This window comes from Corynebacterium sp. HMSC075D04, from assembly GCF_001815635.1.
Classification (GTDB): Bacteria; Actinomycetota; Actinomycetes; order Mycobacteriales; family Mycobacteriaceae; genus Corynebacterium; species Corynebacterium coyleae.
Genome location: NZ_KV821363.1, coordinates 52,933 through 77,869, shown reverse-complemented (window position 1 = coordinate 77,869; position 24,937 = coordinate 52,933). Strand labels below are relative to the sequence as shown.

Here is a 24,937-nt window from a genome sequence, read left to right as displayed (position 1 = left end):
CCCCATTCCTAAGCCTCCAGCAGCCTTTCCCCACGATCAAGCCAGTTAAGCGCAAAGGACTTAATGGCGTCGTGCCACTCAACCTCGTACTGCCGCGACGGCAAGAACGTGCCCACCTCGCGGTATCCGCCAACGGTTTTCACCTCCACGCGGCTGCCAGGCCGGCCACAGTGGGCGGCGGTGTAGCCCGCCCAGAATCCCTTACGAGGCGTCCACGTAGCCCAGCGTGCACTCGGAGACCCCGCCAAAGCGCACCACGTCGCCTTGGGTGACCGTAATGGTTGGGCGGCGGCACTCAGGCGGCGCGGCGGCCAGACAGACGGCACCAGCGGCGGCTGTGGCGGCTCTGGCGCTGTGGGCGCATGCGGGAAAGGTTACCGTGCGTGACTTAAGTGCATGAGTACGGTGGCACCCATGGAGTTCACCTTCCACCGCGCCACAGAATCGGACCGCACCTACTTGCGCCGTCTGAACTTCCTCGCGGACATCTACGGTGACGAATCCAAGGAGGTGCGCCCGGAGCAGTTACCGGACGTGGAACGCTACGTCGACGAGTGGGACCCGCAACGCGACGGCGGGGTCATCGCCTTCGACCAATTCCGCATTCCCGCAGGCGGAGTGTGGTTGCGGTATTGGACGTCGCCTGACCAGGGCTATGCGAACCTCTCGCCCGGCACTCCAGAAATCGCCATCGCCATTGAGAACCGATATGCGGGCCACCGCTTGGGCGAAGCCTTGCTCCGTGAGGTCGTAGACCTCGCCCGGGAGCAGGGTGCTACACAAGTGGCGCTCTTTGTCGCAGAAGACAACCCCCGCGCCCGCCACCGCTATGAAGCGTTCGGCTTCAGCGATGTCGCGGTACCCGGGGGTGTGATGGTCTACCAGCTCTAATCTGCCCTCTCTGCGACGCGCCCTTCCCACCGCGGGATCATGAGGGGGCTGCCGGATTCCGGATCTTGGATGATACTGGCCTCGACGCCGAAAACGTCACGAACCAACTCCTCGGTGATCACGTCGGCGGGCGCGCCGGTGGCCACGACTTCCCCGTCTTTCATCGCGATGATGTTATCCGCGTAGCGCGCCGCTTGGTTGAGATCGTGCAGCACCGCCACCAGGGTGAGGTGGTCGCGCTTGTTCAGCTCGCGGCACAGTTCAAGAAGTTCGATCTGGTAGCGCACATCCAGAAACGTGGTCGGCTCGTCGAGGAGCAGGATCGGAGTCTCCTGCGCAAGAGCGACAGCCATCCAAACACGTTGGCGCTGCCCGCCGGAAAGCTCGTCGACGAAGCGACCGCTGAGCTCGCGCACGTTGGTCGCGTCCATTGCCCCTCCCACGGCACGCTCGTCTTCTGGCGACCAAGGTTTGAAAAGACCCTGGTGGGGATACCGTCCGCGTGAGACGAGATCGATGACACGGATGCCCTCCGGTGCGACCGGCCCCTGGGGAAGCAGGCCGACTTGCTTAGCAACGTGTTTGGTGGGCTGTTCGTGCAGAGACTTGCCGTCGAGAAGCGTCGCCCCTGAAACCGGCGTAATGAGCCGCGTAAGGGACTTCAGCAGCGTCGATTTGCCGCACCCGTTCGGCCCCACAATGACTGTGAACATGCGATCCGGAATCTCGACTGTGACATCGTCGCAGATGATCGCTTCGTCGGAGTACGCCAACTTCGCGTGTTCGGTGCGCAGACGTGCCATTTACTTCCGTCCTTCCTGAATCAGCAGCCAGAGGAAATAGATACCGCCGATGGAGACGGTGACAATGCCTACTGGCAGTGGCGAAGTGGGGTGAATGCGCTGTGCGACAGTGTCTGCGAGCACGAGCAGCAACGCGCCGGTCGCGGCAGTAGGCATCAGCGCCAGCCCGTCGGCGCGCACAAGTCGGCGCGCGATCTGCGGGGCGGCGAGCGCGATGAATGAGATCGGTCCAACGGTGGCGGTGGCTAGTGCGGTCAAGCCAATCCCGGTGATGATCGCGGCGACTTGCACTGCACGCACGTTTTGCCCAAGAGCGGTGGCGAACGGGATGCCGATCTGTGTAAGGCGCATCGGGCGAGCCAACAACGCCGTCACCGCAATGAACACCACCGTGCCCGATGCTGCGAACCCGAGGGTTTTCCAGCTGGTGCCAGCAAGGTTGCCCGCACCCCACAAGCTCGCCATGATCGCGTCCTCGACCGTCGCCGTGAGCAGCAGCCATGTGTTCACCGCGGCCAGCATCGCACTGACACCGATCCCGACGATGATGAGCCGCACTCCCCGAGCATGGCCGTCTTTCGACGCTAGGAAAAACACCGTTACAGCCGTGAGCAAGCCGCCCGCGAGCGCACCGAGCAGGGTGGCCGTGGAACCGCCGCGGAGCACCAGCATAGCGATGAGAGCCCCGGTATAGGAGCCGGTTTGAAAACCGATCACATCCGGCGAACCGAGCGGATTATTGGTGAGGTTTTGAAACAACGCGCCCGACAGAGCGAGCGCAGCACCGAGCACCAGCGCCATCAGCACGCGCGGAGCACGCCACTCCACCACGACCATGTGGGTGAAGTCGTCCCCGCGGCCCAGCACAGCATCGAATACTTGGCCCGCGGTCATCGATGCAGAACCGGTGAAAAGCGCGAAGACGCCGCAAGCAGCCGCCAGCGCGACGAGAACGGCGGTGACTACCACTGCACGCACATCGGTGACGAAGATCGGGCGCTCGCGCGGGCCGATCCCTACCATCGGTCGGCCGAAATCCAGGCGTTGCGTCGTCACAGTTCTGTCACCCGGAACTGGCGCACCATGTAGATAAGGAGGGGCGCGCCGATGAAGGGCGTGACCACCCCTACAGGCATCTCGCCCTGCACAATCACGCGGCCGACCACGTCAGCGAAACCCATGATGGCGGGTGCCAAAATGATCGAGTACGCCATGATCCATCCCTGGTGCGGGCCCACGATCATCCGGCTTAGGTGCGGGGCCAACAACCCGAGGAAAGAAATTGGTCCTGCCACCGCAGTGCCGCCGCCAGCGAGGAGCGCAATAGCGATCAGTGCGACGAGACGAACGCGGTTCGGGTTCGCTCCCATCGCCACGGCAGCGGCCTCGCCCAGCGCGAGCACATCAAGCGACTTCGATAGTGCGAGCGCGAGCACGAGCCCGATCAGAATGAAGGGCACGATCGCGAGCGTATTGTCCAGAGCCTGGTTGGCCGTGGTGCCAGCGGACCAGCCGCGCATCTTCTTCAGAACGTCGGAGTTGGTGAGCAGAACCGCTGAAGTGAACCCGCCGAGGACGGCACCGAGTGCGACGCCGGACAGTGTCATCCGGATCGGGTTGCCTCGCATCGGCCCAGCATTTCCGATGAGGAATACAGCGAACGATGTAACGGTCGCACCTGTGAATGCCAACCACATGTATTGGTTGATGTCGGTGAGACCGAAGTAGGCGATGCCTACCACCACCGCCAGAGAAGCGCCGGCATTGACGCCGAGGATTCCGGGGTCTGTCAGGGGGTTTCTGGTCACTGCCTGCATCAAGCCGCCCGCGACACCGAACGCGGCCCCTGCCACCAAAATCAGCACGGTGCGCGGCACCCGCGACTGCCACACCACCTGCGACACCGGGTCGGCCGGATCGGGCGAACGGAGGAAATGCCACAGCTCGCTGAGCGTAATCTCGCGCGCACCGACGGTAAGGCTGAGCACGAGCGAGACCGCGAGCAACGCGATGAGCACCCATGCGCCGACAACTCGGTACGCGAGCGGGTGGGGCTGTGGCGGTGCTAGCTGGGCTTCCGTTTCGGTGGGCGCAGGCGCTGTGGTGATCGTCATGGTTCGCGGTGGGCGGGTCGAGGGCTTAGGAGACCTTGTTGAAGCCCTGGACCTTTGTGGCGAGTCCGTCCAACCAGTCGGCGTAGTGGCGCGAGGTCAGCGCACCCTTTGAGTTCCAGGCGTAGAGCTGACCAGCCTGGACCGACGGCAGCGAGTCCCACATTTCGGCGGTGAAGGGGTCAGCTTCGTCGTAGTCCTCGACGAGCATGACATCGGTGGGGTATTTCGAGGCTTCCTCCCAGGCGATCCACGCCCACGGGCTGCCCTCGTGACCCTCGGTCGGGCCAGCGAGGGTCGCGCCGAGCGACTTCAGCAGATCCGCATGGGGGCCGTTCGCGCTGGTGTAGAGCATCTCCTTGGTGGGGCTCGACAGCATGAAGCTCAAGTCTTCGCCAGCAATGGCATCGGAGAAGTTCTGCTTCGCAGCCGCGTAGTCTTGGTCTGCCTTAGTGATGTGCGAGGCGGTGACATCGGCGCCGAGGAACTCGGCGAGCTCGCGGACGTTGGCGATGCCCTCGTCCACGGTGTCGCCGCCGGGCAGCGGCACGAACTGGGCGACGCGAGTGAGTTGGGAGTTCACATCCTCTTTGAACCATTGCCAACCGTCTGCTGTGCCGAAGCCAATGATCGCGTCCGGTTTGAGCTGTGCGAGTTTCTCCAAGTCAATCTCGCCGTCGGTGCCGATCTGCTCAATCCCGGTGGTGTCCGCCCCACCCATCACGGTCGGGTCGTCGCACTGGTAACCGAAGATGGCGTTCGGCTTGATGCCGTACTCATCGAGGGTGGAGTAGGCGTAGCAGTCCATGACGATGTTCTTGGGCTGCTCGGCGAACTCGATTTTCAGGCCGTCAATGCTCGGGTGGTTAAACACCAGCGCACCGGATGCCTGGGCATTGCTCGAAGCGGACGCGGAGGAGGATGTCGCGGCGTCCGAGGCAGACACGGTGGAAGTTGCAGTGGAAGTTGAGGCGGAGTTGGAAGGAGATGAGCTGCAGCCTGTGAGAGCGAGGCCAACAGCAAAGGTGAGCACTGCACCGAGTTTCGCGCGCATGCGGGATCCCTTTCAGTCGAAATGTGGCCTGAGCAGAAAGCCAGGCGAGCACTTAGCAAAGGCAAACCTAACAGATGGTCTGGGTTAGGTAAAGCAGCCCTTACCATCTCGCGAGGAAGTTACCCCCGCGCCTGTCCTCGAATCCAGAACGCGCTGAATGTGACATTTTTGGGATCAATCCCCCACTCTTGCACGGCGAATCGTCGCACCCCCGCTGCGAGGTCTCGTTCGCCGCAACACCAGACACTCTCCGGGCGCTCGTGAGAGCGAAGCTCGGAGACAACTGCCTCCAGCAACCTGTCCTGCTGGGCGGTGACCAGGGCCAGTGACCTCACGCGGGATTGCCAGCGCTCAACCAGCCCAGGCTCGAATTCGTCGTTCGTGGTGGCGGCGAACACGACATCTGCCGCAGCCAGCTCAGCAGGGTGGAATTGCTCGAGGAATTCAAGAATTGCTGCGACTGAAGGCGCTGCAGTGGGGTCGGCGACCAGCAGCTGCGATGTGCCTGGCTTTGGCTCGCGCCGGAACCACAGCCCGTTCACGGGGTAGATTCCGCAGGTGTCCCCAGGCGCGACGCGCAGCGCCCAACGCAACGCGGGCCCGATGTCGGTGTCCGAGGCATCCGAAACACCGTGTGTGACCAATAGGAAGCTCAGGGTGCCAGCAGCTCGGTCGAGACTTCGAACTGTGTACCACCGAAGGTCGGGTCGCACGGCATCCGGAAGCGCGGCAAGTTGGGCTCGTAGATTGCTTACCCGAGTTGTCGTTAATGGGACATAGTCCTTGCCAGGCCCCGGCATGAGGAGGCCGAAGAACTCGTCTGGGCCTACCAATTGGTGGTCGCGCAATTCAGGCGCAACCACGGAGATCTCAAGGAGGTCGGGTGCAACCCGTTCAACATTGGCGACGGTGACTGTGAGTGCATCGCTTTTCTCGCGCTGGGGCCAGTCCGTGAGCTGAATGTCCGAAAAGTTGCAGGAACCGAAAACCATGAAAGGTAGTTTAGGCTTACCTACATCATTGTGTCGAGACGCCCAGCCGCCAAAACGCCGAAAGCGCCGAAAGCGCCGGCACTCCGGGTGGAGGTCGGCGCTTTGGACGTCGTCAGGCGAAAAGCTCTTAAGCGATAACCACTACGAGGTCGCCGCCTTCCACCTTGGTCGGCTTGGTCAGCGCGATGCGCTCGATCACGCCCGACTTCGGTGCGGAGATCGCGGCCTCCATCTTCATAGCCTCGATGGTTGCGACCGGGTCGCTTTCCTTGACCTCGTCGCCTTCCTTCACCGTGACGGTGACGGCACCAGCGAACGGTGCTGCAACGTGGCCCGGGTTGGACGCGTCGGCCTTCTCCACCTCGGCAACGGTGGACTCGACGTTCTCGTCGCGGACGGCAACCGGGCGGACCTGGCCATTGACGGTCAGGATGACCTGGCGCATGCCCTTCTCATCCGGCTCGCCGACAGCGTCGAGGCTGACCACCAGCGGCGGACGGTTTTCGTCGATCTCGCCGTAGTAGATCATGGTCTCCACGCCCTCTTCAAGGCCGTAGAAGAAGGTCTTGTCACCCAACTGGTCGGTGATGCCGTAGGTGCGCAGGTGCTCCTGGTACTCGGCGTACTGCTTCGGGAACAGCAGCTGATCCAGCGCCGCACGACGCACGCTGTGGTCGTCGGACTGCAGATCCGGCTCGAGCTCCGCCGGCACCTGGACGGTGTGGTCGACCTCGGAGCGGTTCTCCAGCGCCTTGTCGCGCAGCAGCGGCCAGCCACCCGGAGGGGTACCCAGCTCGCCCTGCAGGAAGCCAATGACGGATTCCGGAATGTCGTACTTGCGCGGATTCTCTGCGAACTCCTGCGGGCTGACACCCTGGCCGACGAGCTGCAGGGCCAGGTCGCCAACCACCTTGGAGGACGGGGTGACCTTCGTCGGGCGACCGAGGATCTCGTTCACGCCTGCGTAGTAGTCCTCGATGAGCTCGAAGCGGTCCTCCAGACCAAGGGCCTTCGCCTGGGTGCGCAGGTTGGAGAGCTGACCACCCGGGATTTCGTGCTTGTACACGCGGCCAGTCGGTCCCGGGATGCCGGACTCGAACGGTGCGTACACCTGGCGCACGGCCTCCCAGTACGGTTCCATGTCGAAGACGGCCTGCAGGTCGATGCCGGTGTCGCGCTCGGTGTTCTCAAACGCTGCGACGAGGGCGGACATCGACGGCTGGGAGGTGGTGCCGGCCAGCGGGGCGGATGCGACGTCGACAATGTCGGCACCCGCATTCGCTGCGGCGAGGTAGGTCGCCAGCTGGCCACCTGCAGTGTCGTGGGTGTGGACGTGGACCGGCAGGTCGAAGCGCTCACGCAGCGCGGTGACCAGCTTGGCTGCTGCTGCCGGACGCATCAGGCCAGCCATGTCCTTGATCGCCAGGACGTGGGCGCCTGCCTCGACGATTTCCTCGGCGAGGTTGAGGTAGTAGTCCAGCGTGTACAGGTCCTCGTTCGGGTCCACCAGGTTGCCGGAGTACGCCATGGCGACCTCGGCGACGGTGGTGTTGGTCTCCAGCACTGCGTCGATAGCCGGGCGCATCTGGGACACGTCGTTGAGCGCGTCGAAGATACGGAAGATATCGATGCCGGAGGAAGCGGCCTCGCGGACGAACGCCTTGGTCACCTTGTCCGGGTACGGGGTGTAGCCGACGGTGTTGCGGCCACGCAGCAGCATCTGGATGTTGACGTTCGGCATTGCCTCGCGCAGCTCGTCGAGACGCATCCACGGCGACTCGTGGAGGAAGCGCATTCCCACGTCGAAGGTGGCGCCGCCCCATGCCTCAACGGAGGCTAGCTCTGGGGTCAGGTGGCCCACATGCTTCGCTGCCGCGACCAGGGTGTTGGTGCGGATGCGGGTTGCCAGCAGGGACTGGTGGGCATCGCGGAACGTGGTCTCGGTGACGCCAAGTGCGGTCTGCTTGCGGATCTTTTCAGCCCACTTTGTCGGGCCGAGCTCGAGCAGATCGTCGCGGGAACCGCGTGGCAGATCGCCGTACTTGGATTCCGGCAGCTTCTTCGACGGCTGAATGTTCGTCGGGCGGGCACCGTTCGGCTGGTTCACCGTGACGGATGCCAGGTAATCGAGGATCTTGCCGGCATCGTCAGCCGCGGCCGGAGCCTCGAGCAGGTGCGGGTGATCCGCAATGAAGCCGGTGTTGATGCGCTCGTTGCGGAACTCGTCCTCGCTGAGCAGGGCGCGCAGGAAGCCGATGTTGGTGGACAGGCCCGTGATGGAGAACTCGTTCAGGGCGCGCAGTGCGCGGTCGACAGCGACCTGGAAGTTGCGGCCACGGCAGGTCATCTTGACCAGCAGAGAATCGAAGTTCGGGGTGATGGTGGTACCGACGGCGACGGAGCCGTCGAGACGCACACCTGCACCACCCGGGGAGCGGTAGCCGGTGACCACGCCGGAGTCCGGGCGGAAGCCGTTGGCCGGGTCCTCGGTGGTGATGCGGCACTGCAGGGCTGCGCCGTTGACCTCGATGAGGTCCTGGGTGAGGTGAATGTCCTCCAGCTTCGCGCCGGCGGCGATGTACATCTGGTTCTTTACGATGTCGATGCCGGTGACTTCCTCGGTCACCGTGTGCTCCACCTGCACGCGCGGGTTCATCTCGATGAAGACGTGGTTGCCGGCTTCGTCGACAAGGAACTCGACCGTACCTGCGCCCTCGTAGTTGATTTCCTTACAGAACGCCACAGCGTCGGCACAGATCTTCTGGCGCTGCTCTTCCGTGATGTGCTGCGCCGGAGCGATCTCAACAACCTTCTGGTGGCGGCGCTGCACGGAGCAGTCACGCTCAAACAGGTGCACCACGTTGCCGTACGAGTCGGCCATGATCTGCACCTCAATGTGCTGCGGGCGGATCACGGCGCGCTCGATGTAGACGTTCGGGTCGCCGAAGGCTGCCTCCGCCTCACGGGACGCCTCGGCTGCGAGACGCTCAACGTCCTCGATCTTCTCAATGAAGCGCATGCCGCGTCCGCCGCCACCGGCGACAGCCTTAACAAACACCGGGAACTCGAAGTCCTTGGCAAACTCTGCCAGCTCCTTCGGGTCCGCGGACGGCTCGGAGTCCTTCAGTACCGGCAGGCCAGCACGCTCAGCGGCCTGGACAGCGGCGGACTTGTCGCCAGTCAGGTCCAGCGTCTCCGGGGTCGGGCCGATGAACTTAATACCGTTGTCGCGGCAGGCACGAGCCAGGTCAGCACGCTCGGAGAGGAAGCCGTAGCCCGGGTAGACGGCATCTGCGCCCGTTTGCTTCGCGGCACGGATGATTTCGTCGATGTTCAGGTACGCCTTGACCGGCTGGCCGGCCTCGCCGATCTGGACTGCCTCGTCCGCGAACGGACGGTGGAACGAGTTACGGTCCTCGCGGGGGTAGACCGCGACGGTCTTCGCGCCAGTTTCAAAGGCTGCACGGAAGGCACGAACGGCGATCTCACCGCGGTTAGCTACCAGGATTTTCTTGAATGCTGGCAGGTCATTAAGCGGGAGGTTATCCGGGTTCATTTGGTTCCTTTCCTCAAGGAAAGATCGAAGTCATACTGCAACGGGTAGTTTAGTACAGGTCACACTTTTATTTGGAGCTTTTCCAAAACGTTTGCGACCCATGTGCCCCCTAACGCGGGGGTGCAAAAACGCGGGCGCCGCGTTGCGACGACCCGCGTTTCGGGGGTGATCCGCTTACGCCTTGACGTGGCGCTCGTCCGGGCCGTTGTAGGCCGAGAGCGGACGGATCAGGGAGTTGTTCTCAAACTGCTCGATGATGTGAGCGGTCCAGCCGGTAATGCGGGACATCACGAACAGCGGGGTGAAGAACTCGATGTCGAAGCCCAGGATGTAGTAGGCCGGGCCGGACGGGAAGTCCAGGTTCGGACGGATCTTGATCGAGGTGTTGTCGTGCATGGTCTTGGCCATGATGTCGTACATCTCGACCCACTTCTGAGCGTCCTTCTCCGGGTGCTCCGCAGCGAGCTTCTTGAAGGCGGCTTCCATCGTCGGCACGCGCGAGTCGCCCTTCTTGTACACGCGGTGCCCGAAGCCCATGACGAGCTCCTTGTTCTTGAGCTTGTCCAGGCACCACTGCTCTGCCTTGGCCGGGTCGCCGATTTCGGTCATGTGGTGCATGACGAACTCGTTGGCGCCACCGTGCAGCGGGCCCTTCAGGGCACCGATTGCGCCGGTGATTGCGGACCAGCCGTCGGACATCGTCGAGGCGATGGTGCGGGCCGTGAAGGTGGAGGCGTTGAAGGAGTGCTCGGCGTAGAGGATCATCGTCTTCTCAAACGCCTCGATGTCGGACGGGATGTTGGCCGGGGACTTCTCGTCGTCACCGAAAACCATCCAGAGGAAGTTCTCGGAGAAGCCCTTCTCCTTGCTCGGGGCGATGTACTCCTTGCCCTGGCGGCGACGGATGTCGGTTGCGACAATCGTCGGCAGCTTGGCCAGCAGCTTGCGGCCGATGCCACGCAGGTGATCGGAGTCCGGGGTGAACTTCTCCGGATCCTCTGCACCCAGGTAGGACACTGCGGTACGCAGCACGTCCATCGGGTGGCAGTCCTTCGGCATGAAGTTGATGATCTGGATCAGTTCTTCATCGATGTCGCGGTTTTCCATGCAGCCACCGCGGAACTCTGCAAACTGCTCCTCGGTCGGCAGTTCACCGTTCCACAGCAGGTATGCCACTTCCTCGAAGGTGCAATGCTCTGCCAGTTCCTGGACCGGGTAGCCGCGGTACAGCAGCGAGTTGGTCTCCGGGTTAACCTTGGACACCGCGGTGTAGTCGGCGACAACGCCGTTGAGGCCCTTACGAATTTCCTGCTCAGTCATGATGATTCACTCCTTCTTGGTGGTGGTGTTGGTGGTGGCGGCCTACTGCTCAAAGGTGGAGCTGTAGGTGTCTTTCGAGTAGGTGAAGACGGATTGGTCGAACTGGTTGTATTCGTCGTAACGCACCAGTTCGTAGAGGCGGGCGCGGTGCTGCATCTTGTCCAGCCACGGCACCTGGGTGCCGGTTTCTGCGATGTCGCGCAGCATTGCTTCGGTCTGGCCCATGGCGATGCGGAAGGTGGTCACCGGCCAGATCACGGCGTTGTAGCCGAGGTTTTCCAGCTGCTGGGCACTGAGCAGGTCGGTCTTGCCAAACTCGGTCATGTTGGCCAGAAGCGGCGTGTCCACGGCGGCGCGGAACTTGGCAAAGTCTTCCTCCGAGTACAGCGCCTCGGTGAAGATAAGGTCCGCACCTGCGTCGGCGTATGCCTTCGCGCGCTCGATGGCCTCGTCGATGCCTTCGATGCCGGCGGCGTCGGTGCGGGCGCAGATGACAAAGTCGTCGTCCTGGCGCTCGCGGACCGCTGCGGTGATGCGGCGGATCATCAGGTCACGCGGCACAACTTCCTTGCCGTCGAGGTGACCACAGCGCTTCGGGTTGACCTGGTCTTCCAGGTGGAGGCCAGCCAGGCCTGCCGCTTCGAACTCGGCGACGGTGCGGGCTGCGGACATCGGCTCGCCGAAGCCGGTGTCGGCGTCGATGAGCACCGGCAGGTTGGTGGCGCGGGCGATCTGGCCGCCGCGGTTTGCAACCTCGGAAAGCGTGGTCAGACCGATGTCTGGCAGACCCAGGTCGTTCGCTACCACGGCGCCGGAGACGTATACGCCGGAGAAGGATCCGATGTCCTCGATCAGGCGCGCGGTCAGCGGGTTGAAGGCGCCGGGCAGGGTGGTGATTTTTTCGTCGACAAGCGATGCTCGCAGTGCTTTGCGGCGCTCGTTCGGGGTTGTGTCAGGCTTGAACATTAGAAGATGCCTCCCGGGATCTCCTCCGCAGCGGCGCGGGTTGCGTCGTTGACGCGGATGTTGAGTTCGGTCAGGTCAGTGAGGTTTTCCAGATCCTGCACGGCGGCGAGGAAGCGATCCTGCTCGTCCTTATCGACGATGCCCTCAGCCAGAGTGCGGAACTTCTGGATGTAGTTCTCACGCTCGAACGGACGAGCACCGTACGGGTGGGCGTCGGCGACAGCCATCTCGTCCTCGATGACAGTGCCGTCGTTGAAGGTGATGACAGCCTTGGCACCGAATGCCTTCTCGTCCGGATCCTGCGAGTGGTAGCGACGGGTCCACTCCGGATCCTCCACCGTGGACACCTTGTGCCACAGCTCGACGGTCTCCGGACGGTTTGCGCGCTCCGGGGTGTAGGAGTCGACGTGGTGCCAGCCGCCGTCCTCAAGGGCGACAGCGAACATGTACATGATCGAGTGGTCCAGGGTCTCGCGGGATGCCTTCGGATCCATCTTCTGCGGGTCGTTTGCGCCGGTGCCGATGACGTAGTGGGTGTGGTGCGAGGTGTGCAGCACGATGGACTCGATCTCGGCGGTGGTCTTGCCTGCGTCTGCGATGGTCTGCTTCATGCGACGAGCCAGGTCAATCGGAGCCTGTGCCTGGTACTCGGCGGAGTGCTCCTTGGTGTAGGTGTCCAGGATCGCTCGCTTCGGCTCACCATCTGCCGGCAGCGGGACGGTGTAGGTGCGCTCCGGGGAGTGCAGCATCCATGCGATGAAGCCGTCTTCGCCTTCCCAGATCGGGGCCGGTGCGCCCTCGCCGCGCATGGCGCGGTCCACCGCTTCGATGGCCATCTTGCCGGCGAATGCCGGGGCGGATGCCTTCCAGGAGGAGATCAGGCCCTTGCGGGACTGGCGGGTTGCGGTGGTGGTGTGCAGTGCCTGGCCGATTGCCTGGTAGATGGTGTCCACGTCCAGGTTGAGCATAGTGCCGATGCCAGCTGCGGCCGAGGGGCCGAGGTGTGCAACGTGGTCGATCTTCCACTCGTGCAGGCAGATGCCCTTGACAAGGTTGACCTGAATTTCGTAGCCGGTAGCAATGCCGCGGATCAGCGCCTTACCGTCGAGGCCCTTGTGCTGTGCAACAGCGAGGATCGGCGGGATGTTGTCGCCCGGGTGGGAGTATTCGGCTGCCAGGAAGGTGTCGTGGAAGTCGAGCTCGCGCACGGCGGTGCCGTTTGCGAAAGCGACCCATTCTGCGGAGTAGGTGCCGTCTTCGCCGAAGACGAGTGCGCCCTTGTTGTCTGCCGGGTGTGCCTTGGCCATTGCGCGGGCGACGGCGACCGGGCGGCGGTTATAGGAGGCAACAGCGACAGAAGCGTTGTCGATGATGCGGTTGATGATCATTTCGCGGGTATCTTCCGGCACCTCAACCGGGTCGGCCGCGACCTTGGCAATCTTGTAGGCCAGATGCTCTTCAATCGGGAAGTCTTCTGCGGACTTATGGGTACGTACCTCGTGTTGGATCATTCTTCGGCTCCTTCTGGCGATCGAGATGATGACGAACCTCATATTAGGAGCGAAAGTGTGTTGCGCATCATAGTGGAAGTTGCGTATTCTTGCGTCCTGAAACTGGCAGACTTGCAAAGTATTGCAAATTACCAGGCCAAGCGGCTGAGAAGGAGCAAAATCAACGATGGCAAAGCTGTACGCGGGGGGTCAGATCCGCACACTGCGCACCGCTCGCAACCTCACTCAAGCCGATGCGGCGATCCTCGTCGGCATCTCGCCGAGCTATCTCAACCAGTTGGAAAACGATCAGCGTCCTCTCACTGCAACGGTGTTGTTGCAGTTAACGTCGGCCTTCGGGGTGGATGCTTCCTTCTTCTCCGGCGACGCCGAACGCGAAACCGCAGCCGCCCTTTCGGAACTGCTCCCCGGCATCGCGCAGCACGAGCTGGAGGAATTCGCCCGCCACTTCCCTACCCTTGCGGAACGTGTCCGAACGATCCCCGAGCGCCTCAACGAGCAAGCCCCCAACCCCTACGAGTACGCACGCAGCTTTTTCCAGGAACACAGCAACTACTTCCACTCCCTGGATTCAGCGGCCGAAACGCTTGCGGAGCATCTTGGTGGCCGCCAGTTGCGCCTGACCCGTCTTGCGTCGGTCCTCGACCGCGACTTCGGCTACACCGTGCGCTTCAACCAGCCTGTGGAGTCGGGTCGCTCCGACATCGACACCACCACCCGCGAGATCCGCCTGCGCTCCGGCTTGAGCGAAGCGCAACAGTGCTTCGAGCTGTCCTACCGCTACAGCAATCTCGCCCACGGCGACGTGATATCAGAGCTCATTGCGCGTATCGACGACACCCCGGCCCGCAACGTCACCACCCACGGCTTAGCCCAGTACTTCGCGGCCGCCGTGACCATGCCCTACTCCGAGATCCTGCAGGCTGCCCACGAGACGCGCTACGACATCGATGTCATCTCGGCCCGCTTCGGCACCGGATTCGAATCCACCTGCCAACGCCTCGGCACACTGCAGCGCCCCGGCGCGCAGGCTGTGCCGTTTGTATTTATGCGCACCGACCGCGCAGGAAATGTGTCCAAGCGCCAGGCCACCACGTCGTTCCGCTTCGCCGTCTCCGGCGATACCTGCCCGCTATGGGTGGTGCACCGTGCGTTTGAAACCCCAAACCGTGTGACCAGGCAGGTCTCCACCACCCCGGACGGGCGCACACAGATGTGGGTTGCGCGCATGGTGCAAGGCCCAGCAGTCGGCTTTGGTCAGCCCCGGCGCGAGCACGCCGTAGCGCTTGGCTGCGACGCCGCATACGCACCCCAACTGGTGTACGCCGACGGCCTTGATCTGGCCCCGGCGTCAGCTACCCCGATTGGTCCGGGGTGCGCGACGTGTCCGCGCACCCGCTGCCCCCAGCGTGCGTTTCCGGCTAGTCCAGATCCGACTTTGTAATCAGGCGGCGAGCCGCCTCGGTAATCGAGCCCGACAGGGACGGGTACACCGCCATCGAGTTAGCCAGCTGGCTGACGGTGAGGCTGTTGGTCACCGCGATGGTCAGCGACAAGATCAGCTCGGATGCAGTCGGCGCGACGATCACACCGCCGATGACCTGGCCGGAGCCCTTGCGGGCGAAAATCTTCACAAACCCGTACTGCAGGGAACGCATCTTGGCGCGCGGGTTCGTCGACAAGGGCAGCTTGTAGATGTCTGCCTCAACCTTGCCGTCGCGGATCTCCTGCTCGGTGACACCCACGGCAGCGATCTCCGGACGGGTGAACACGGCGTTGCCAACCGTCTTCAGGCGGATCGGGCTGACACCGTCGCCCATCGCGTGGTCAACGGCAGTGCGGCCCTGCTGCGCCGCAACCGACGCCAGCGGCATGAGGTCCGTGCAGTCGCCCGCAGCGTAAATGCCGGCGACGTTAGTGCGCGAGACGCGGTCCACATGAATGTGGCCGGACGGGGTGGTCTCCACCTTTGCGGCCTCAAGGTTCAAATCTGCCGTATTCGGAACAGAACCGATGGACATCATCACGTGCGAACCCTCAATGGCGCGGCCATCAGTGGTGTGCACGACCACAGCGTCACCCGTGTTTTCCACACGCTCCACACGCGCGTCCTTCTCCAACTGCACGCCGCGATCCGCCAGGACCTTCTCCAAGACATCGGCGGCGTCGGCGTCGTCGTGAGGCAAAATGCGATCGCGGGAAGCAACCATGGTCACCTTCACGCCCAGCTCCGCAAACGCAGAGACAAACTCCGCACCAGTCACGCCAGAACCAACCACAATGAGGTGGGTCGGCAGCTCCTGCAGGTCATACATCTGACGCCAGTTCAGGATGCGCTCGCCGTCCGGCTCCGCCCCCTTGAGCACACGCGGGCTCGCACCCGTGCACACAAGCACCATGTCGCAGCTGACGTGCTCAGTCTCACCAGACTCGGTGACAATCTCAATGTCATGCGTAGTGTGACCGACCTGCTTATCAGAGAAGCGCGCACGCCCCTTGACCAGGCGCACGCCCTTGCGCTCAAGCTGCTCGCGGATGTCACTGGACTGCTCCGCCGCCAACTGCTTCACACGCTCATTCAGCGCCAGCAGCGACAGCTTCGCGTCACCCAACGTGTGGTTGAGCCCCATATCGTCCGCGCGGCGCAAGTCCGTCTTAATGTTCGCGCCCGCAATGAAGCTTTTCGACGGCACAACGTCCTTACGGATCGCCGAGCCGCCAGCCCCAGAATCTTCCACCAACGTGATGTCTGCGCCGCGTTTCGACGCGAGCAGCGCGGCCTCGTATCCGCCGGGGCCTCCACCCATGATGACGATCTTCTTGGACAAAACGGCTCTCCTCAAAGTTTCAGACTTGACGTGACAGGTTAAACAACGTCACAGTCTACCCGGAGCCGAAGAAACCTCACCCACCCGGAAGTACTGCTCCACAATCGCACCGAACAAACGAACCCCAACCCCAATCGCCCGCTCATCAACATTCAGGTTCCCCTGGTGCAGATCCTGTGGCTCACCCTCACCGTTCCACGCACCCAAGCGCATCATCGCGCCGGGCACGTGCTCGAGGTACCACGAAAAGTCCTCCCCACCGCTGGATTGCGGGGCGGAGACAACGCTGTGCGGGTCCACGGACCGGGCGGCTTGGACGGCCAGGGCGGTGGCGGCGTCGTCGTTAAGCACGGGCGGCACACCGCGGATGTAATCCAGGTGGTACGTGCAACCGGTCGGCGCAACGACAAGGTCAATGAGGTCCGTAATCAAGTCCTCGATCTCACGCCACGTCGTAATATCCGCCGTGCGCAACGTGCCTTCCAAGACTCCCACCTTTGGAATCGCATTCGCCGCATCACCCGCGTTGACGTGGCCAAACACCAGCACAGTGCCTGTGCGCGGATCTACCCGGCGCGACAATAACGCCGGCAACTGAGTAATCAGCGCACCGATTGCGTACACCACATCGGCGGTCAACTGCGGGCGCGACGTATGTCCGCCGGGGCCCTGGACCTCGATACGAATCACGTCAGACGCCGAGGTGATCGCACCGGTGCGCACGCCGATCTCCCCAACACGGATATGCGGCTCGGCATGCACCGCATAAATCGCGGAAACATTTTCCAACCCGCCCCACTTGACCACGTCCAGCGCGCCGCCGCCCATAACTTCTTCCGCAGGCTGGAAGATCACGCGAACACCCTGCTCAAGCTCGATCGTGGACAACGCACACGCAAGGCCCAGAGCAACCGTCGTATGCACATCATGGCCACACGAGTGCGACACGCCCGGGTTCACCGACGCGAACGGCAAACCGGTTTGCTCCGGCACACGCAGCGCATCGATGTCTGCGCGAAATGCCAAACGCTTGCCTTCGGTAGGACCAAGGTCCACATACAACCCGGTGCCCGGGAAGCACACCGGCTTCAGACCATGTTCCTCCAGTACGTTGACCAAAAACTCGGTAGTTTCCACTTCCTCGTTGGATAGCTCCGGGTGTGAGTGAATGTGCCGACGCCACCCCACGACCTTGTCCTGGTTTTGATCAAACCAAGCCGCCACGGCTGTAGCGATTCCGGCGTTACTCACGCGTCCTCCCTTAAGGTCGTCCTGTACAGCGGGTACAAGCAAGTGCATATGTTGCACAGAGTCTACGCCGGGGTCGTCGCCACGCTAGAAGCGCACTGCTTTTTCGGTACTGCGTTTTCAGTGCAGTGCTGAATCTGTTCAGCAACGCTAAACACTGGTGTTCCCCTCGGTGCGCCGGGTTGAAGATAGGCGGTGGAAAACCGGGCAGTGTCGTACGGACTGCGGGGCCACTGGAACATGATCGCCTCCACTTTGGCGTCAGGGCCTTGGAGCACGTAGGCATCGTCGACATCATCAAGACTGCCCGGCAACAGCATCGCAGGTGGCACGTGCAGCGCACGAGCGATGCGGTAGAGAGTGCTTAAGGTTGGGTCGGCAGCCCGCTCGTTGTAGTCGTTGCGCTCAATATTGGACACAAGCGAGCGCGACACTCCAGCGAGTTCCGCAAGGCGCGTTTGGCTCAACCCCCGCATGATGCGCAGCGCGCGAATACGTTCTCCCAAGCCCAGCGCGTAGCTGGCCCAGTGCGAGTCCGGTAGCAATTCCCCCATGACAGCTCTCCCCCTGGCTGTGTCGTTGTGCTGTTGTGCCGTTGTGCTCACAATGTAGCGCAGCGCAAGTGTGCACGCCACGGTTATTTTCGGTTCCGTGGCGCGTAGACCTTGCGCTGCGCTTGTACTGTGCGCGCGTTATGCGCGTTAGAGGTCGATGTTGCGCGGACCGTAGAGACGATCACCGGCATCGCCCAAGCCAGGCACGATGTAGGCGTCCTCGTTCAGCGACGGATCGATCGTCGCGGTAACCAGGCGGACAGGCCCGCCGTGAGCCTTGAGCGCATCCACGCCCGGCTGTGCACTGACCATGCAGATGCACGTGATGTCGTCCGCACCGCGGCCAACAAGCAGATCGATGGCGTGGATGAGCGAGCCGCCGGTTGCCAGCATCGGGTCCACCAGGAACACAGGCTGTCCAGACAGATCGTCGGGCAGTGCTTCGAGGTACGGCACCGGTTCGTGGGTTTTCTCGTCGCGAGCCAAGCCGATGAAGCCCACCTGGGCGTCCGGGATCATCGACAGTGCTGGGTCGATCATGCCCAGACCGGCTCGGATGATCGGAACGATGATCGGCGGGGTGGCCAGCCGCGTGCCTTGAGCGACCGCAACTGGGGTTTCGGTGTCGAACTGCTCGACTTTCAAATCACGCGCCGCCTCGTAGATCAGCATTGCGCCGAGGTCGGCCAACGCCGCACGAAAAGCTGCGTTGTCGCTGCGCTTGTCGCGCATAATGGTCAGCCGCGAAGCAGCCAGCGGGTGGTTAATAACCGTGATGTCCATGCCGCCCATGCTAATTCACCAAAGTTTTTTCTCCTACGAGGGAACCGGCGTGGGGTTTTCGCCGTCCAATGTGCATGACTGTCTTTCAATTTGATTCCGCATCCGTGTTTTCCATGACCGATTCTCTACGCAACGACGCAGCCTCGCTGCGCGCCCTCAACCATGTGCCAGTGCCCGATGTGTGGCCATTGAGCGAATTCCACAACGCAGTGTCCACCGCTATCGAGCAAGCGAACAGTGACGCCACTTTGCTTCGCGACGAAGCCCGGCGCATCGCCGCAACCATGGACCTCACCGTTGACGCTGCGTGCGCCGTCGATACCGCCACCTGCCACAAGTTTGGAGCGACACTATGAACCCCACCCTTAACACCATGCTCGACGCGCTTTCCTCGCTAGGCGGGCCACCGTCAGTGACAAACAACCGCCACCTGAACTTCTCGTTAGATATCGGTACCGCTGCGGCACAGATTCTGTCCATGGCAGACATCATCGATTTTCCGACCCTTCCGGGCTATCGCATGCCGGACTTCAAGGACTTCGGTCCGCTCGCACAGGTTGCTAACGCGAGCGGGGAAACCAGGCTGCAGGCTGCATCTGACCTGGCGGCCTACCGTGCAGATATCAGTGACGCAGTCCTGCGCGGGTCAGTCCGCGCTACGGCCGCCGTCGCCGAGCTTGTCTCTATTGCAATCGGTCTCATGCGCAACGCCGCGGCAGCGCCCGCGCTTGCGGCGACACCAATCGGCCCAATTGGTGCAGCGGCGTTTGTCGCGGCACAAGTCTGTCAGGCGCTCGATGCTGCGATGGCGGCTTTGCAGAGCTTGGAGAAGGACCTGGGCGCCCTTGCGACGAAACTGGGTGCGTCGACCGCTGCGGCGGCCGCCCGTGTCATGCCGGGTCCGGGCGCGCTCGGTGAGGCAGCGAACGCAGAGTTGCAGCGACTTTCGGCCTCGGTGCCATCATCCCCGCGCCAGCTTGTGGCCGCGGCGCTGCCGACTGCACCGAAACCCGCAGCCACGGTCCCCGCGCCTGCTCCGCCTGAGGTCACGCCAATGTCTGCTCCTCCACCGGAGCCCACGCCAGCGCCAGCACAGGGTGGCTCCTCGGTGGGCGCAGCCGCAGTGGCCGCAGCGAAAAGCCAACTGGGCACGCCATATGTTTGGGGAGGGTCGAGCCCTGGTGGCTTCGACTGCTCCGGCCTGACATCGTGGGCATATAGCCAGGCAGGGATGGAGATTCCTCGCGTTGCGGCCGACCAGGCGGTTGGCCGGCAGGTGTCCTACGAGGAACTGCAGCCGGGCGATCTTGTGCTCTGGTCGGGACACGCGGCGATGTACGCGGGCGACGGCATGATGATTGAGGCCGGCGACCCGGTACAGATGAACCCGGTGCGCACCGAGAACATCGGAATGCCGTTCTACGGGTTCTGGCGGCCAACCGGTTAATCTGCTGGCTGTGAGTTGAGTAGACTCTCACCCCATGAGTACCCGCGCGATCCTTCCCGTGAAACTGTCCCTGACCGAGGGCGATTTTTACACCCTGTGGGCCCCAACCTGGAAAGAGAAGGGCACGCAGTGGCAGGCCTTTCTTGGCGACGAGCAATCGGTCCTCGCCTTCAACTCCCCCGAGGAGCTTCTGGCCTACCTCAACACCAACCCGTCGCATGACCTGAGTGATCACCCGAAGTGGGAGGCGTTTAACACTCAGGGCGACGATCGCGTCGTGCCGGGTGAGAAGCAGTACTACGACATCATTGGCGCCCCGAACTTCCTAGCGGGCCGTCCGAGCCACGAGAACGTCTCGTCGCTGGCACGCGTCTTCCAGGTGTCGCGTTCGCTGGCCGAGGTGGCCAGCGCTGAGCATGCGCAGATCTTCTTCGCCTCCCACTCCATTTTGGGCAACGTCAACCGTGGCGCGGACCACTACGCGGGCGAGAACGGCATGTCTGAATGGTCGGGTGTGGGCCGCGTTGTGCTGACCAATTGGAAGCAGGTTGTGGAGTCGCTGGATGAGGTGGTGCGTGTCGTCGATACGCAAGATCTCGATGCGAACGAGGTTGCCGCAGCAACCACCGCTATTGCTGAAGCACAGGAAGCACGCGCAGCGGCTGAGGAGCAGCGCCGCGCCGACGAGCAGGCACAGGCCGCCGCGCAAGACCCCTACGACTCCTCCGTCTGGGGCCTTGCTGGCATCGACCCGGTGAAGGTTTCCATCCAGGGCCAGAGCGTGTACACGCTGCGCACGTACCTGAACGGCGCTCCGGTGTTCTTGGGTAAGTACGGCGAGATCATCACCTTCCCGTCCACGAAGCACCTCGGCCGCTGGATTTTGGAAAACGACGACCACGACCTCGCAGGCGTGTCCACTTGGCAGGACATCCTCAACGCGGCAAACGCTGGCGATCTCAAGGTGGAGGTCCACCCGGACAACTCCTACTCGTTTAACGGCATCGCCGCCGACATTGCCAAGGGCACCGACGCAGTAGACACCAAGCAGATGGCCAAGGCCTACGAACTGCTCGCGGACGCTGCCGACTGGGCGAAGGACGATTCGCTGAACTCCCTGCTGCTGGCCAACCCGCGCATGCAGGATTACCTGGCGTACATGCTTGGCTCCACCCGCGCAGCCGGTTACGTTCCGTCCGCACCGTTCACCGATAAGGCAGAAGCGTGGACCGAGATGGAAAACCAGCTAATCAAGCGCTTCTCCAAGTTCTAAAACTCAGCACGCAACACCCGAGGTTTAGAATGGTCCGCTATGGCAGTGGACCAGGTCGACCCCCTCATCAACGCCATCTATCACTGGATGGACATCTCCGGCGTGCTCCTCATGGGTGTCATTGGCGGCACCCTGGCACGCCAACTCGGCTACGACATCGTGGGGTTCTTCTTCATCGCGATGCTCTCCGCGCTCGGCGGCGGCATGCTGCGCGACGTGCTGATCAACGAGGGCACCGTCGCAGCGATGAGCCAGCCCGAATACCTGATCCTTGCGTTTACCGGCGCGTTGATCGCCAGGTTCACCTACTTCAAGGGCCGCGCATGGGAATTCTTGCAATCGCATGGCGATGCGTTGGTCTCCGCACTGTGGGCGTCCACGGGTGCGTCGAAAGCAATCCAGTACGGGCTTCCGGTTGTGCCCACCATCATGATGGGTGTGTTCACCGCGACCGGCGGCGGCATGATCCGCGACGTGGTCACCGGCCAAGAACCGTCAGTGTTTGGCGGTAACCAACCCACCGTGCTGCCGGCAGTGGCGTGTGCAGTGATCACGCTGATCGGCAACGCCACTGGCTACCTCGCCTGGGGCATGATTCTCGGACCTGTTGCCAGTTTCGCCCTGTTCCTGTTCGGCTACTACGGCAACTGGCGTATCTCCACCGACTCGGAGTTCGCGCCGGTAAACACCACTGTGAACGCGACGGCGACGCAGGTAGCCACGCTTGCGCGCAAGGCTGAGAACAAATCACGCGCGGTGGCCCGCGAGTTGGAGCCAACCCGTGTGCGCTCCTGGCGCCACCGCCAGATGGAGAAGGCGTTGCAGCGTCGCATCGATGCGGAGATCCGCAAGGGCAAGCGTCCGGCGCAGGCGATGAGCGATGCGGATGATTTCCTCAACGAGTTCACCACCCAGTTCCCCGCTATTGATGCTGAGATGCTCGCAGAAGCCACGGGAATTGACACCCCTGTTGAAGACGAGGGGCTCCTCGACGGCATCGGCATGGACCTCTCCGGCGATTCCTACGATGACCAGGTAGAACCAGATCCGGAGGAAACTGAGGCGGTGCATGCGGACATGCTCGATATCATTCTTTCCGACGAGAAACTTACCGACGAGCTCATCGACCGCCTCGTCACCCGCTACAAACAGAAGGGGTCCTAAATGATCAAGCGCACGTTGGCAGCAGTTCCGGTGGCCTGTTTGAGCATGGGGCTGTGCTTGACAGCGAACGCGCAAGACGCCGAAACCCCCGCCCCAACCGATGCCATCGAGCCGGCCGCCCCCACCACCGGCTACTACGACGACACCGGCAACTGGGTCCCACCCAAGCGCGACAAAGCACCCGATACCGATAACTGCCCGCAGGCAACCTGGCCGCCGGAGCCTGTCTCCACCTCAGAACGGGCCACAAGCACGCCGGACGCGTTGCCGGTGACCTACGACGGGCCGTGTGGGGTCAGCGTCGCCGACGGTTACGAGGTTCCGCAGGACGTGCTCGCATCCGCGTGGCTGGTGGCTGACCTGGATTCCGGCGACGTGGTGGCGATGAAGGATCCGCACGGACGATACCGTCCGGCATCGATTATCAAGGTGCTGCTGGCATTGGTGGTGATTGACGAGCTGCCGTTGGATCAAAAAGTGCCGGTATCCGCCGAGTCCGCGGGCCAGGAAGGCTCCGCCGCAGGCATCGGCGAGGGCGGCGACTACACCGTCAACGATCTCCTCCACGGCCTGCTACTGGCGTCCGGCAACGACTGCGCCCACGCACTCGCCCAAGCACTCGGTGGCAACGAGATGACGCTTTTGAAGATCAACGAGATGGCCAAAACACTCGGCATGACCGATACCCGTGCCACCTCTTACTCCGGCCTGGACAGCGCCGGCATGTCCACCTCCGCGTGGGATATGGGCCTGGCGTACAAAGCGGCATTTGCGAACCCCACGTTCGCGGACATCGTCGCCACCGAGTCCTACAAGTTCCCCGGATTCGACGACCTGCCAGCGTTTGAGCTGTGGAATGACAACAAGCTCTACCTCAACGACCCCGACGGCATCGGTGGAAAAACCGGCTACACCGACGACGCCAACCACACCTTCGTCGGTGCGGTCAACCACGATGGCCGCCGCCTCGTCGCCGTCGTCTTAGACACCACTGCCCACGAACACCGCGCCTGGGAGCAGGCGCAGATGCTGCTGCATGCGGCGTATGGGGTGGACGGTGTCGTCGCAAAGCTAGCGCCCCCAGAGACCAACACCCCTGAAACGACACAAGCCGCCCCCTCCCCCACGCCCGAAGAGAACTCCGGTGTGGAAGAGGAGACGGCCTGGAACCGTTGGTGGTCCTACCTTGTCGTCGCGGGCGTTGTGGCCTTCGCGTTGCTTGCCGCTGTGGTTAGTCTCGCGTCAGCACGGAAGCGAGGCCAACGCCGATAGCGCCAAGCGCGGCGCCGACGCCAAGCGCCTTGCCGGTAGACGCCGACTTATCGGTGTTACGCACCGCACCTGCACGGATGTTGATCACGGCCGGCTCCGGAACCTCCGCCGGGGCTGCGTCCAGGGACTCCTGCGTCGTCGCAGTCCATGCTGCAACGTAGAGCACCACGCGCCAGATCAGGTACAGCACGACCATGAGGGTGATGATCGGGCCGAAGATCGCACCCGCCGGGTTACCGGTAGCGGAGGAAATCACCAGACCTGCGAACTGCTGCAAGATGGCGAAGATGACCGCGCCGAGCAGCGCACCCTTCAGACCTGATTTCACCGGCACCTTCGTGCGCGGCATGTACATGTTCACCCACAGCATGACCAAGAAGCTGGCCAGCACACTGACCAGGAATCCAACGACCCACACCACGAGGCGCGCGCCCGGGAAATCACCGATGCCAAGGCGCTCCATTGCGGTGCTGGTCCAGCCGGACACGCCAACCGCGGTCACGCCTGCAGCCACCACGAACAGGACAATGAGCACGACCAGGCCCAGCAGGTCCGCCAACTTCTTGGTGACAAAGTTGCCGCCTTCGTTCGCATCCACCTTCCACATTGCGGACACGCCCACGCGCAGGTTGTTCATCCACCCCAGGCCGGACCACAGAGTGGTTAGCAAACCGATACCAGCGACGGCACCGCGCTGATCAATAGCAGCATTGACCAGTTCATTGAGCATGTCGCCCAGATCGCCGTCGACCGAGGAGGTGATTTGGTTTTCGATCTCCTGGATCAAATCCGGCCGAGCGCTCAGGAAGAAACCGAGGCCGGCGAAGATCAGCATGAGCAGCGGGAACAGCGACAGCACTGAGAAGTACGTAATGCCACCAGCAAGCTGGTTGCCGCCTTCTGAACCGAAGCGCTCGTTCATCCGCAGCACGTGAGCCGCAGCGGGCGCCTTCTCCTCTACTTTCGCCTCTAGGCCTTCTTGCTGTTGCTTCGAGGCGCGCTCGATTCCTTGTTCGTCGGTGTACGCCTTACGCGGCGATGTCGAGGTTGCCATCGACGGACGTCCCTTCTAAACGGATGTGCTTTACCGAACACATCGTAGAGGAGCCTGCGAAACGGCGTAGCGGGGGCGGAGGCAGTAGCAGACTCCTCACGCCTTGCGCC

General features: G+C 62.8%; 22 protein-coding genes. 7 read left to right on the top strand and 15 right to left on the bottom strand.

Going from position 1 to position 24,937, the window contains the following annotated elements; translation table 11 throughout:
- Positions 1 to 8: 8 nt before the first annotated feature.
- Positions 9 to 248, bottom strand: a complete 240-nt coding sequence (locus HMPREF3048_RS12440; RefSeq protein WP_141743307.1) for a hypothetical protein — start codon at positions 246 to 248, stop codon at positions 9 to 11.
- A gap of 166 nt (positions 249 to 414) precedes the next feature.
- On the opposite strand from HMPREF3048_RS12440, the gene HMPREF3048_RS09340 reads away from it, so the two are divergent.
- The gene (locus tag HMPREF3048_RS09340) at positions 415 to 891 is read left to right on the top strand and encodes a GNAT family N-acetyltransferase (protein ID WP_083291903.1); all 477 of its coding nucleotides are present in this window, start codon (positions 415 to 417) and stop codon (positions 889 to 891) included.
- Here the strand turns inward: HMPREF3048_RS09340 and HMPREF3048_RS09335 are convergent.
- From HMPREF3048_RS09335 to prpD, 9 genes are all read right to left on the bottom strand, one after another.
- Positions 888 to 1,694, bottom strand: a complete 807-nt coding sequence (locus HMPREF3048_RS09335) for an ABC transporter ATP-binding protein (protein ID WP_070482382.1) — start codon at positions 1,692 to 1,694, stop codon at positions 888 to 890. The two genes, HMPREF3048_RS09340 and HMPREF3048_RS09335, sit on opposite strands and share 4 nt — an antisense overlap.
- Positions 1,695 to 2,750, bottom strand: coding sequence for a FecCD family ABC transporter permease (locus HMPREF3048_RS09330; RefSeq protein ID WP_246815295.1), 1,056 nt, complete (start codon positions 2,748 to 2,750; stop codon positions 1,695 to 1,697).
- Positions 2,747 to 3,808, bottom strand: coding sequence for a FecCD family ABC transporter permease (locus HMPREF3048_RS09325; protein WP_141743308.1), 1,062 nt, complete (start codon positions 3,806 to 3,808; stop codon positions 2,747 to 2,749). Before HMPREF3048_RS09325 ends, HMPREF3048_RS09330 begins: the two co-directional genes overlap by 4 nt.
- Before the next feature lie 25 nt (positions 3,809 to 3,833).
- Entirely contained in the window at positions 3,834 to 4,859 is a 1,026-nt protein-coding gene (locus tag HMPREF3048_RS09320; RefSeq protein WP_083291904.1) for an ABC transporter substrate-binding protein, read from the bottom strand.
- Between the two features lie 119 nt (positions 4,860 to 4,978).
- Positions 4,979 to 5,851, bottom strand: coding sequence for a siderophore-interacting protein (locus HMPREF3048_RS09315; RefSeq protein ID WP_083316852.1), 873 nt, complete (start codon positions 5,849 to 5,851; stop codon positions 4,979 to 4,981).
- Positions 5,852 to 5,978: 127 nt separating this feature from the next.
- Positions 5,979 to 9,407: a pyruvate carboxylase gene (locus HMPREF3048_RS09310; protein ID WP_070771958.1), complete on the bottom strand. Its 3,429-nt coding sequence runs from the start codon at positions 9,405 to 9,407 to the stop codon at positions 5,979 to 5,981.
- 174 nt (positions 9,408 to 9,581) lie between these two features.
- Positions 9,582 to 10,727: a bifunctional 2-methylcitrate synthase/citrate synthase gene (locus HMPREF3048_RS09305; RefSeq protein ID WP_070771957.1), complete on the bottom strand. Its 1,146-nt coding sequence runs from the start codon at positions 10,725 to 10,727 to the stop codon at positions 9,582 to 9,584.
- Between the two features lie 42 nt (positions 10,728 to 10,769).
- Positions 10,770 to 11,693, bottom strand: coding sequence for a methylisocitrate lyase (gene prpB, locus HMPREF3048_RS09300; protein WP_070422832.1), 924 nt, complete (start codon positions 11,691 to 11,693; stop codon positions 10,770 to 10,772).
- Complete coding sequence (prpD, locus tag HMPREF3048_RS09295; protein ID WP_070570511.1) at positions 11,693 to 13,204, bottom strand: 2-methylcitrate dehydratase PrpD; 1,512 nt, start codon at positions 13,202 to 13,204, stop codon at positions 11,693 to 11,695. Before prpD ends, prpB begins: the two co-directional genes overlap by 1 nt.
- Before the next feature lie 166 nt (positions 13,205 to 13,370).
- Here prpD and HMPREF3048_RS09290 point away from each other — a divergent pair, with 166 nt between their 5' ends.
- Positions 13,371 to 14,648 carry a helix-turn-helix domain-containing protein gene (locus HMPREF3048_RS09290; RefSeq protein ID WP_070771956.1) on the top strand — a complete coding sequence of 426 codons (1,278 nt, stop codon included), beginning with the start codon at positions 13,371 to 13,373 and terminating at the stop codon, positions 14,646 to 14,648.
- On the opposite strand, the gene HMPREF3048_RS09285 is transcribed toward HMPREF3048_RS09290, so the two are convergent.
- The 4 genes from HMPREF3048_RS09285 to upp form a co-directional block, all read right to left on the bottom strand.
- On the bottom strand, positions 14,626 to 16,032 hold the full coding sequence (locus HMPREF3048_RS09285) for an NAD(P)H-quinone dehydrogenase (protein WP_070614308.1): 1,407 nt from the start codon (positions 16,030 to 16,032) through the stop codon (positions 14,626 to 14,628). The two genes, HMPREF3048_RS09290 and HMPREF3048_RS09285, sit on opposite strands and share 23 nt — an antisense overlap.
- A 48-nt stretch (positions 16,033 to 16,080) precedes the next feature.
- Positions 16,081 to 17,283 carry an amidohydrolase gene (locus HMPREF3048_RS09280; protein ID WP_246818893.1) on the bottom strand — a complete coding sequence of 401 codons (1,203 nt, stop codon included), beginning with the start codon at positions 17,281 to 17,283 and terminating at the stop codon, positions 16,081 to 16,083.
- A gap of 62 nt (positions 17,284 to 17,345) precedes the next feature.
- Positions 17,346 to 17,834, bottom strand: coding sequence for a helix-turn-helix domain-containing protein (locus HMPREF3048_RS09275; protein ID WP_070482389.1), 489 nt, complete (start codon positions 17,832 to 17,834; stop codon positions 17,346 to 17,348).
- Between the two features lie 147 nt (positions 17,835 to 17,981).
- Positions 17,982 to 18,617: a uracil phosphoribosyltransferase gene (gene upp / locus HMPREF3048_RS09270; protein ID WP_070422880.1), complete on the bottom strand. Its 636-nt coding sequence runs from the start codon at positions 18,615 to 18,617 to the stop codon at positions 17,982 to 17,984.
- A 74-nt stretch (positions 18,618 to 18,691) separates the two neighbouring features.
- On the opposite strand from upp, the gene HMPREF3048_RS09265 reads away from it, so the two are divergent.
- Genes HMPREF3048_RS09265 through HMPREF3048_RS09245 form a run of 5 tightly spaced genes read left to right on the top strand, consistent with a single transcriptional unit; the run spans position 18,692 to position 23,773 of the window.
- Positions 18,692 to 18,973, top strand: a complete 282-nt coding sequence (locus HMPREF3048_RS09265) for a hypothetical protein (RefSeq protein WP_070771954.1) — start codon at positions 18,692 to 18,694, stop codon at positions 18,971 to 18,973.
- On the top strand, positions 18,970 to 20,064 hold the full coding sequence (locus HMPREF3048_RS12655) for a C40 family peptidase (RefSeq protein ID WP_305764119.1): 1,095 nt from the start codon (positions 18,970 to 18,972) through the stop codon (positions 20,062 to 20,064). Before HMPREF3048_RS09265 ends, HMPREF3048_RS12655 begins: the two co-directional genes overlap by 4 nt.
- A gap of 34 nt (positions 20,065 to 20,098) precedes the next feature.
- Entirely contained in the window at positions 20,099 to 21,337 is a 1,239-nt protein-coding gene (locus HMPREF3048_RS09255; RefSeq protein WP_070771953.1) for a hypothetical protein, read from the top strand.
- Between the two features lie 39 nt (positions 21,338 to 21,376).
- Entirely contained in the window at positions 21,377 to 22,501 is a 1,125-nt protein-coding gene (locus HMPREF3048_RS09250) for a trimeric intracellular cation channel family protein (protein ID WP_141758899.1), read from the top strand.
- On the top strand, positions 22,502 to 23,773 hold the full coding sequence (locus HMPREF3048_RS09245) for a D-alanyl-D-alanine carboxypeptidase family protein (RefSeq protein WP_246818892.1): 1,272 nt from the start codon (positions 22,502 to 22,504) through the stop codon (positions 23,771 to 23,773). It begins immediately after the preceding gene.
- Here HMPREF3048_RS09245 and HMPREF3048_RS09240 read toward each other — a convergent pair.
- Entirely contained in the window at positions 23,733 to 24,827 is a 1,095-nt protein-coding gene (locus HMPREF3048_RS09240) for a YhjD/YihY/BrkB family envelope integrity protein (protein WP_070771952.1), read from the bottom strand. The two genes, HMPREF3048_RS09245 and HMPREF3048_RS09240, sit on opposite strands and share 41 nt — an antisense overlap.
- Positions 24,828 to 24,937 lie beyond the last annotated feature (110 nt).

Coding starts and splice junctions, on each gene's coding strand:
- HMPREF3048_RS12655 (WP_305764119.1), top strand. CDS start 18,970: ATGAACCCCACCCTTAACACCATGCTCGACGCGCTTTCCTCGCTAGGC.
- HMPREF3048_RS09310 (WP_070771958.1), bottom strand. CDS start 9,407: ATGAACCCGGATAACCTCCCGCTTAATGACCTGCCAGCATTCAAGAAA.
- HMPREF3048_RS09245 (WP_246818892.1), top strand. CDS start 22,502: ATGATCAAGCGCACGTTGGCAGCAGTTCCGGTGGCCTGTTTGAGCATG.
- HMPREF3048_RS09275 (WP_070482389.1), bottom strand. CDS start 17,834: ATGGGGGAATTGCTACCGGACTCGCACTGGGCCAGCTACGCGCTGGGC.
- HMPREF3048_RS09320 (WP_083291904.1), bottom strand. CDS start 4,859: ATGCGCGCGAAACTCGGTGCAGTGCTCACCTTTGCTGTTGGCCTCGCT.
- HMPREF3048_RS09335 (WP_070482382.1), bottom strand. CDS start 1,694: ATGGCACGTCTGCGCACCGAACACGCGAAGTTGGCGTACTCCGACGAA.
- HMPREF3048_RS09315 (WP_083316852.1), bottom strand. CDS start 5,851: ATGGTTTTCGGTTCCTGCAACTTTTCGGACATTCAGCTCACGGACTGG.
- prpD (WP_070570511.1), bottom strand. CDS start 13,204: ATGATCCAACACGAGGTACGTACCCATAAGTCCGCAGAAGACTTCCCG.
- HMPREF3048_RS09240 (WP_070771952.1), bottom strand. CDS start 24,827: ATGGCAACCTCGACATCGCCGCGTAAGGCGTACACCGACGAACAAGGA.
- HMPREF3048_RS09340 (WP_083291903.1), top strand. CDS start 415: ATGGAGTTCACCTTCCACCGCGCCACAGAATCGGACCGCACCTACTTG.
- prpB (WP_070422832.1), bottom strand. CDS start 11,693: ATGTTCAAGCCTGACACAACCCCGAACGAGCGCCGCAAAGCACTGCGA.
- HMPREF3048_RS09305 (WP_070771957.1), bottom strand. CDS start 10,727: ATGACTGAGCAGGAAATTCGTAAGGGCCTCAACGGCGTTGTCGCCGAC.
- upp (WP_070422880.1), bottom strand. CDS start 18,617: ATGGACATCACGGTTATTAACCACCCGCTGGCTGCTTCGCGGCTGACC.
- HMPREF3048_RS09250 (WP_141758899.1), top strand. CDS start 21,377: ATGGCAGTGGACCAGGTCGACCCCCTCATCAACGCCATCTATCACTGG.
- HMPREF3048_RS09255 (WP_070771953.1), top strand. CDS start 20,099: ATGAGTACCCGCGCGATCCTTCCCGTGAAACTGTCCCTGACCGAGGGC.
- HMPREF3048_RS09290 (WP_070771956.1), top strand. CDS start 13,371: ATGGCAAAGCTGTACGCGGGGGGTCAGATCCGCACACTGCGCACCGCT.
- HMPREF3048_RS09325 (WP_141743308.1), bottom strand. CDS start 3,808: ATGACGATCACCACAGCGCCTGCGCCCACCGAAACGGAAGCCCAGCTA.
- HMPREF3048_RS09265 (WP_070771954.1), top strand. CDS start 18,692: ATGACTGTCTTTCAATTTGATTCCGCATCCGTGTTTTCCATGACCGAT.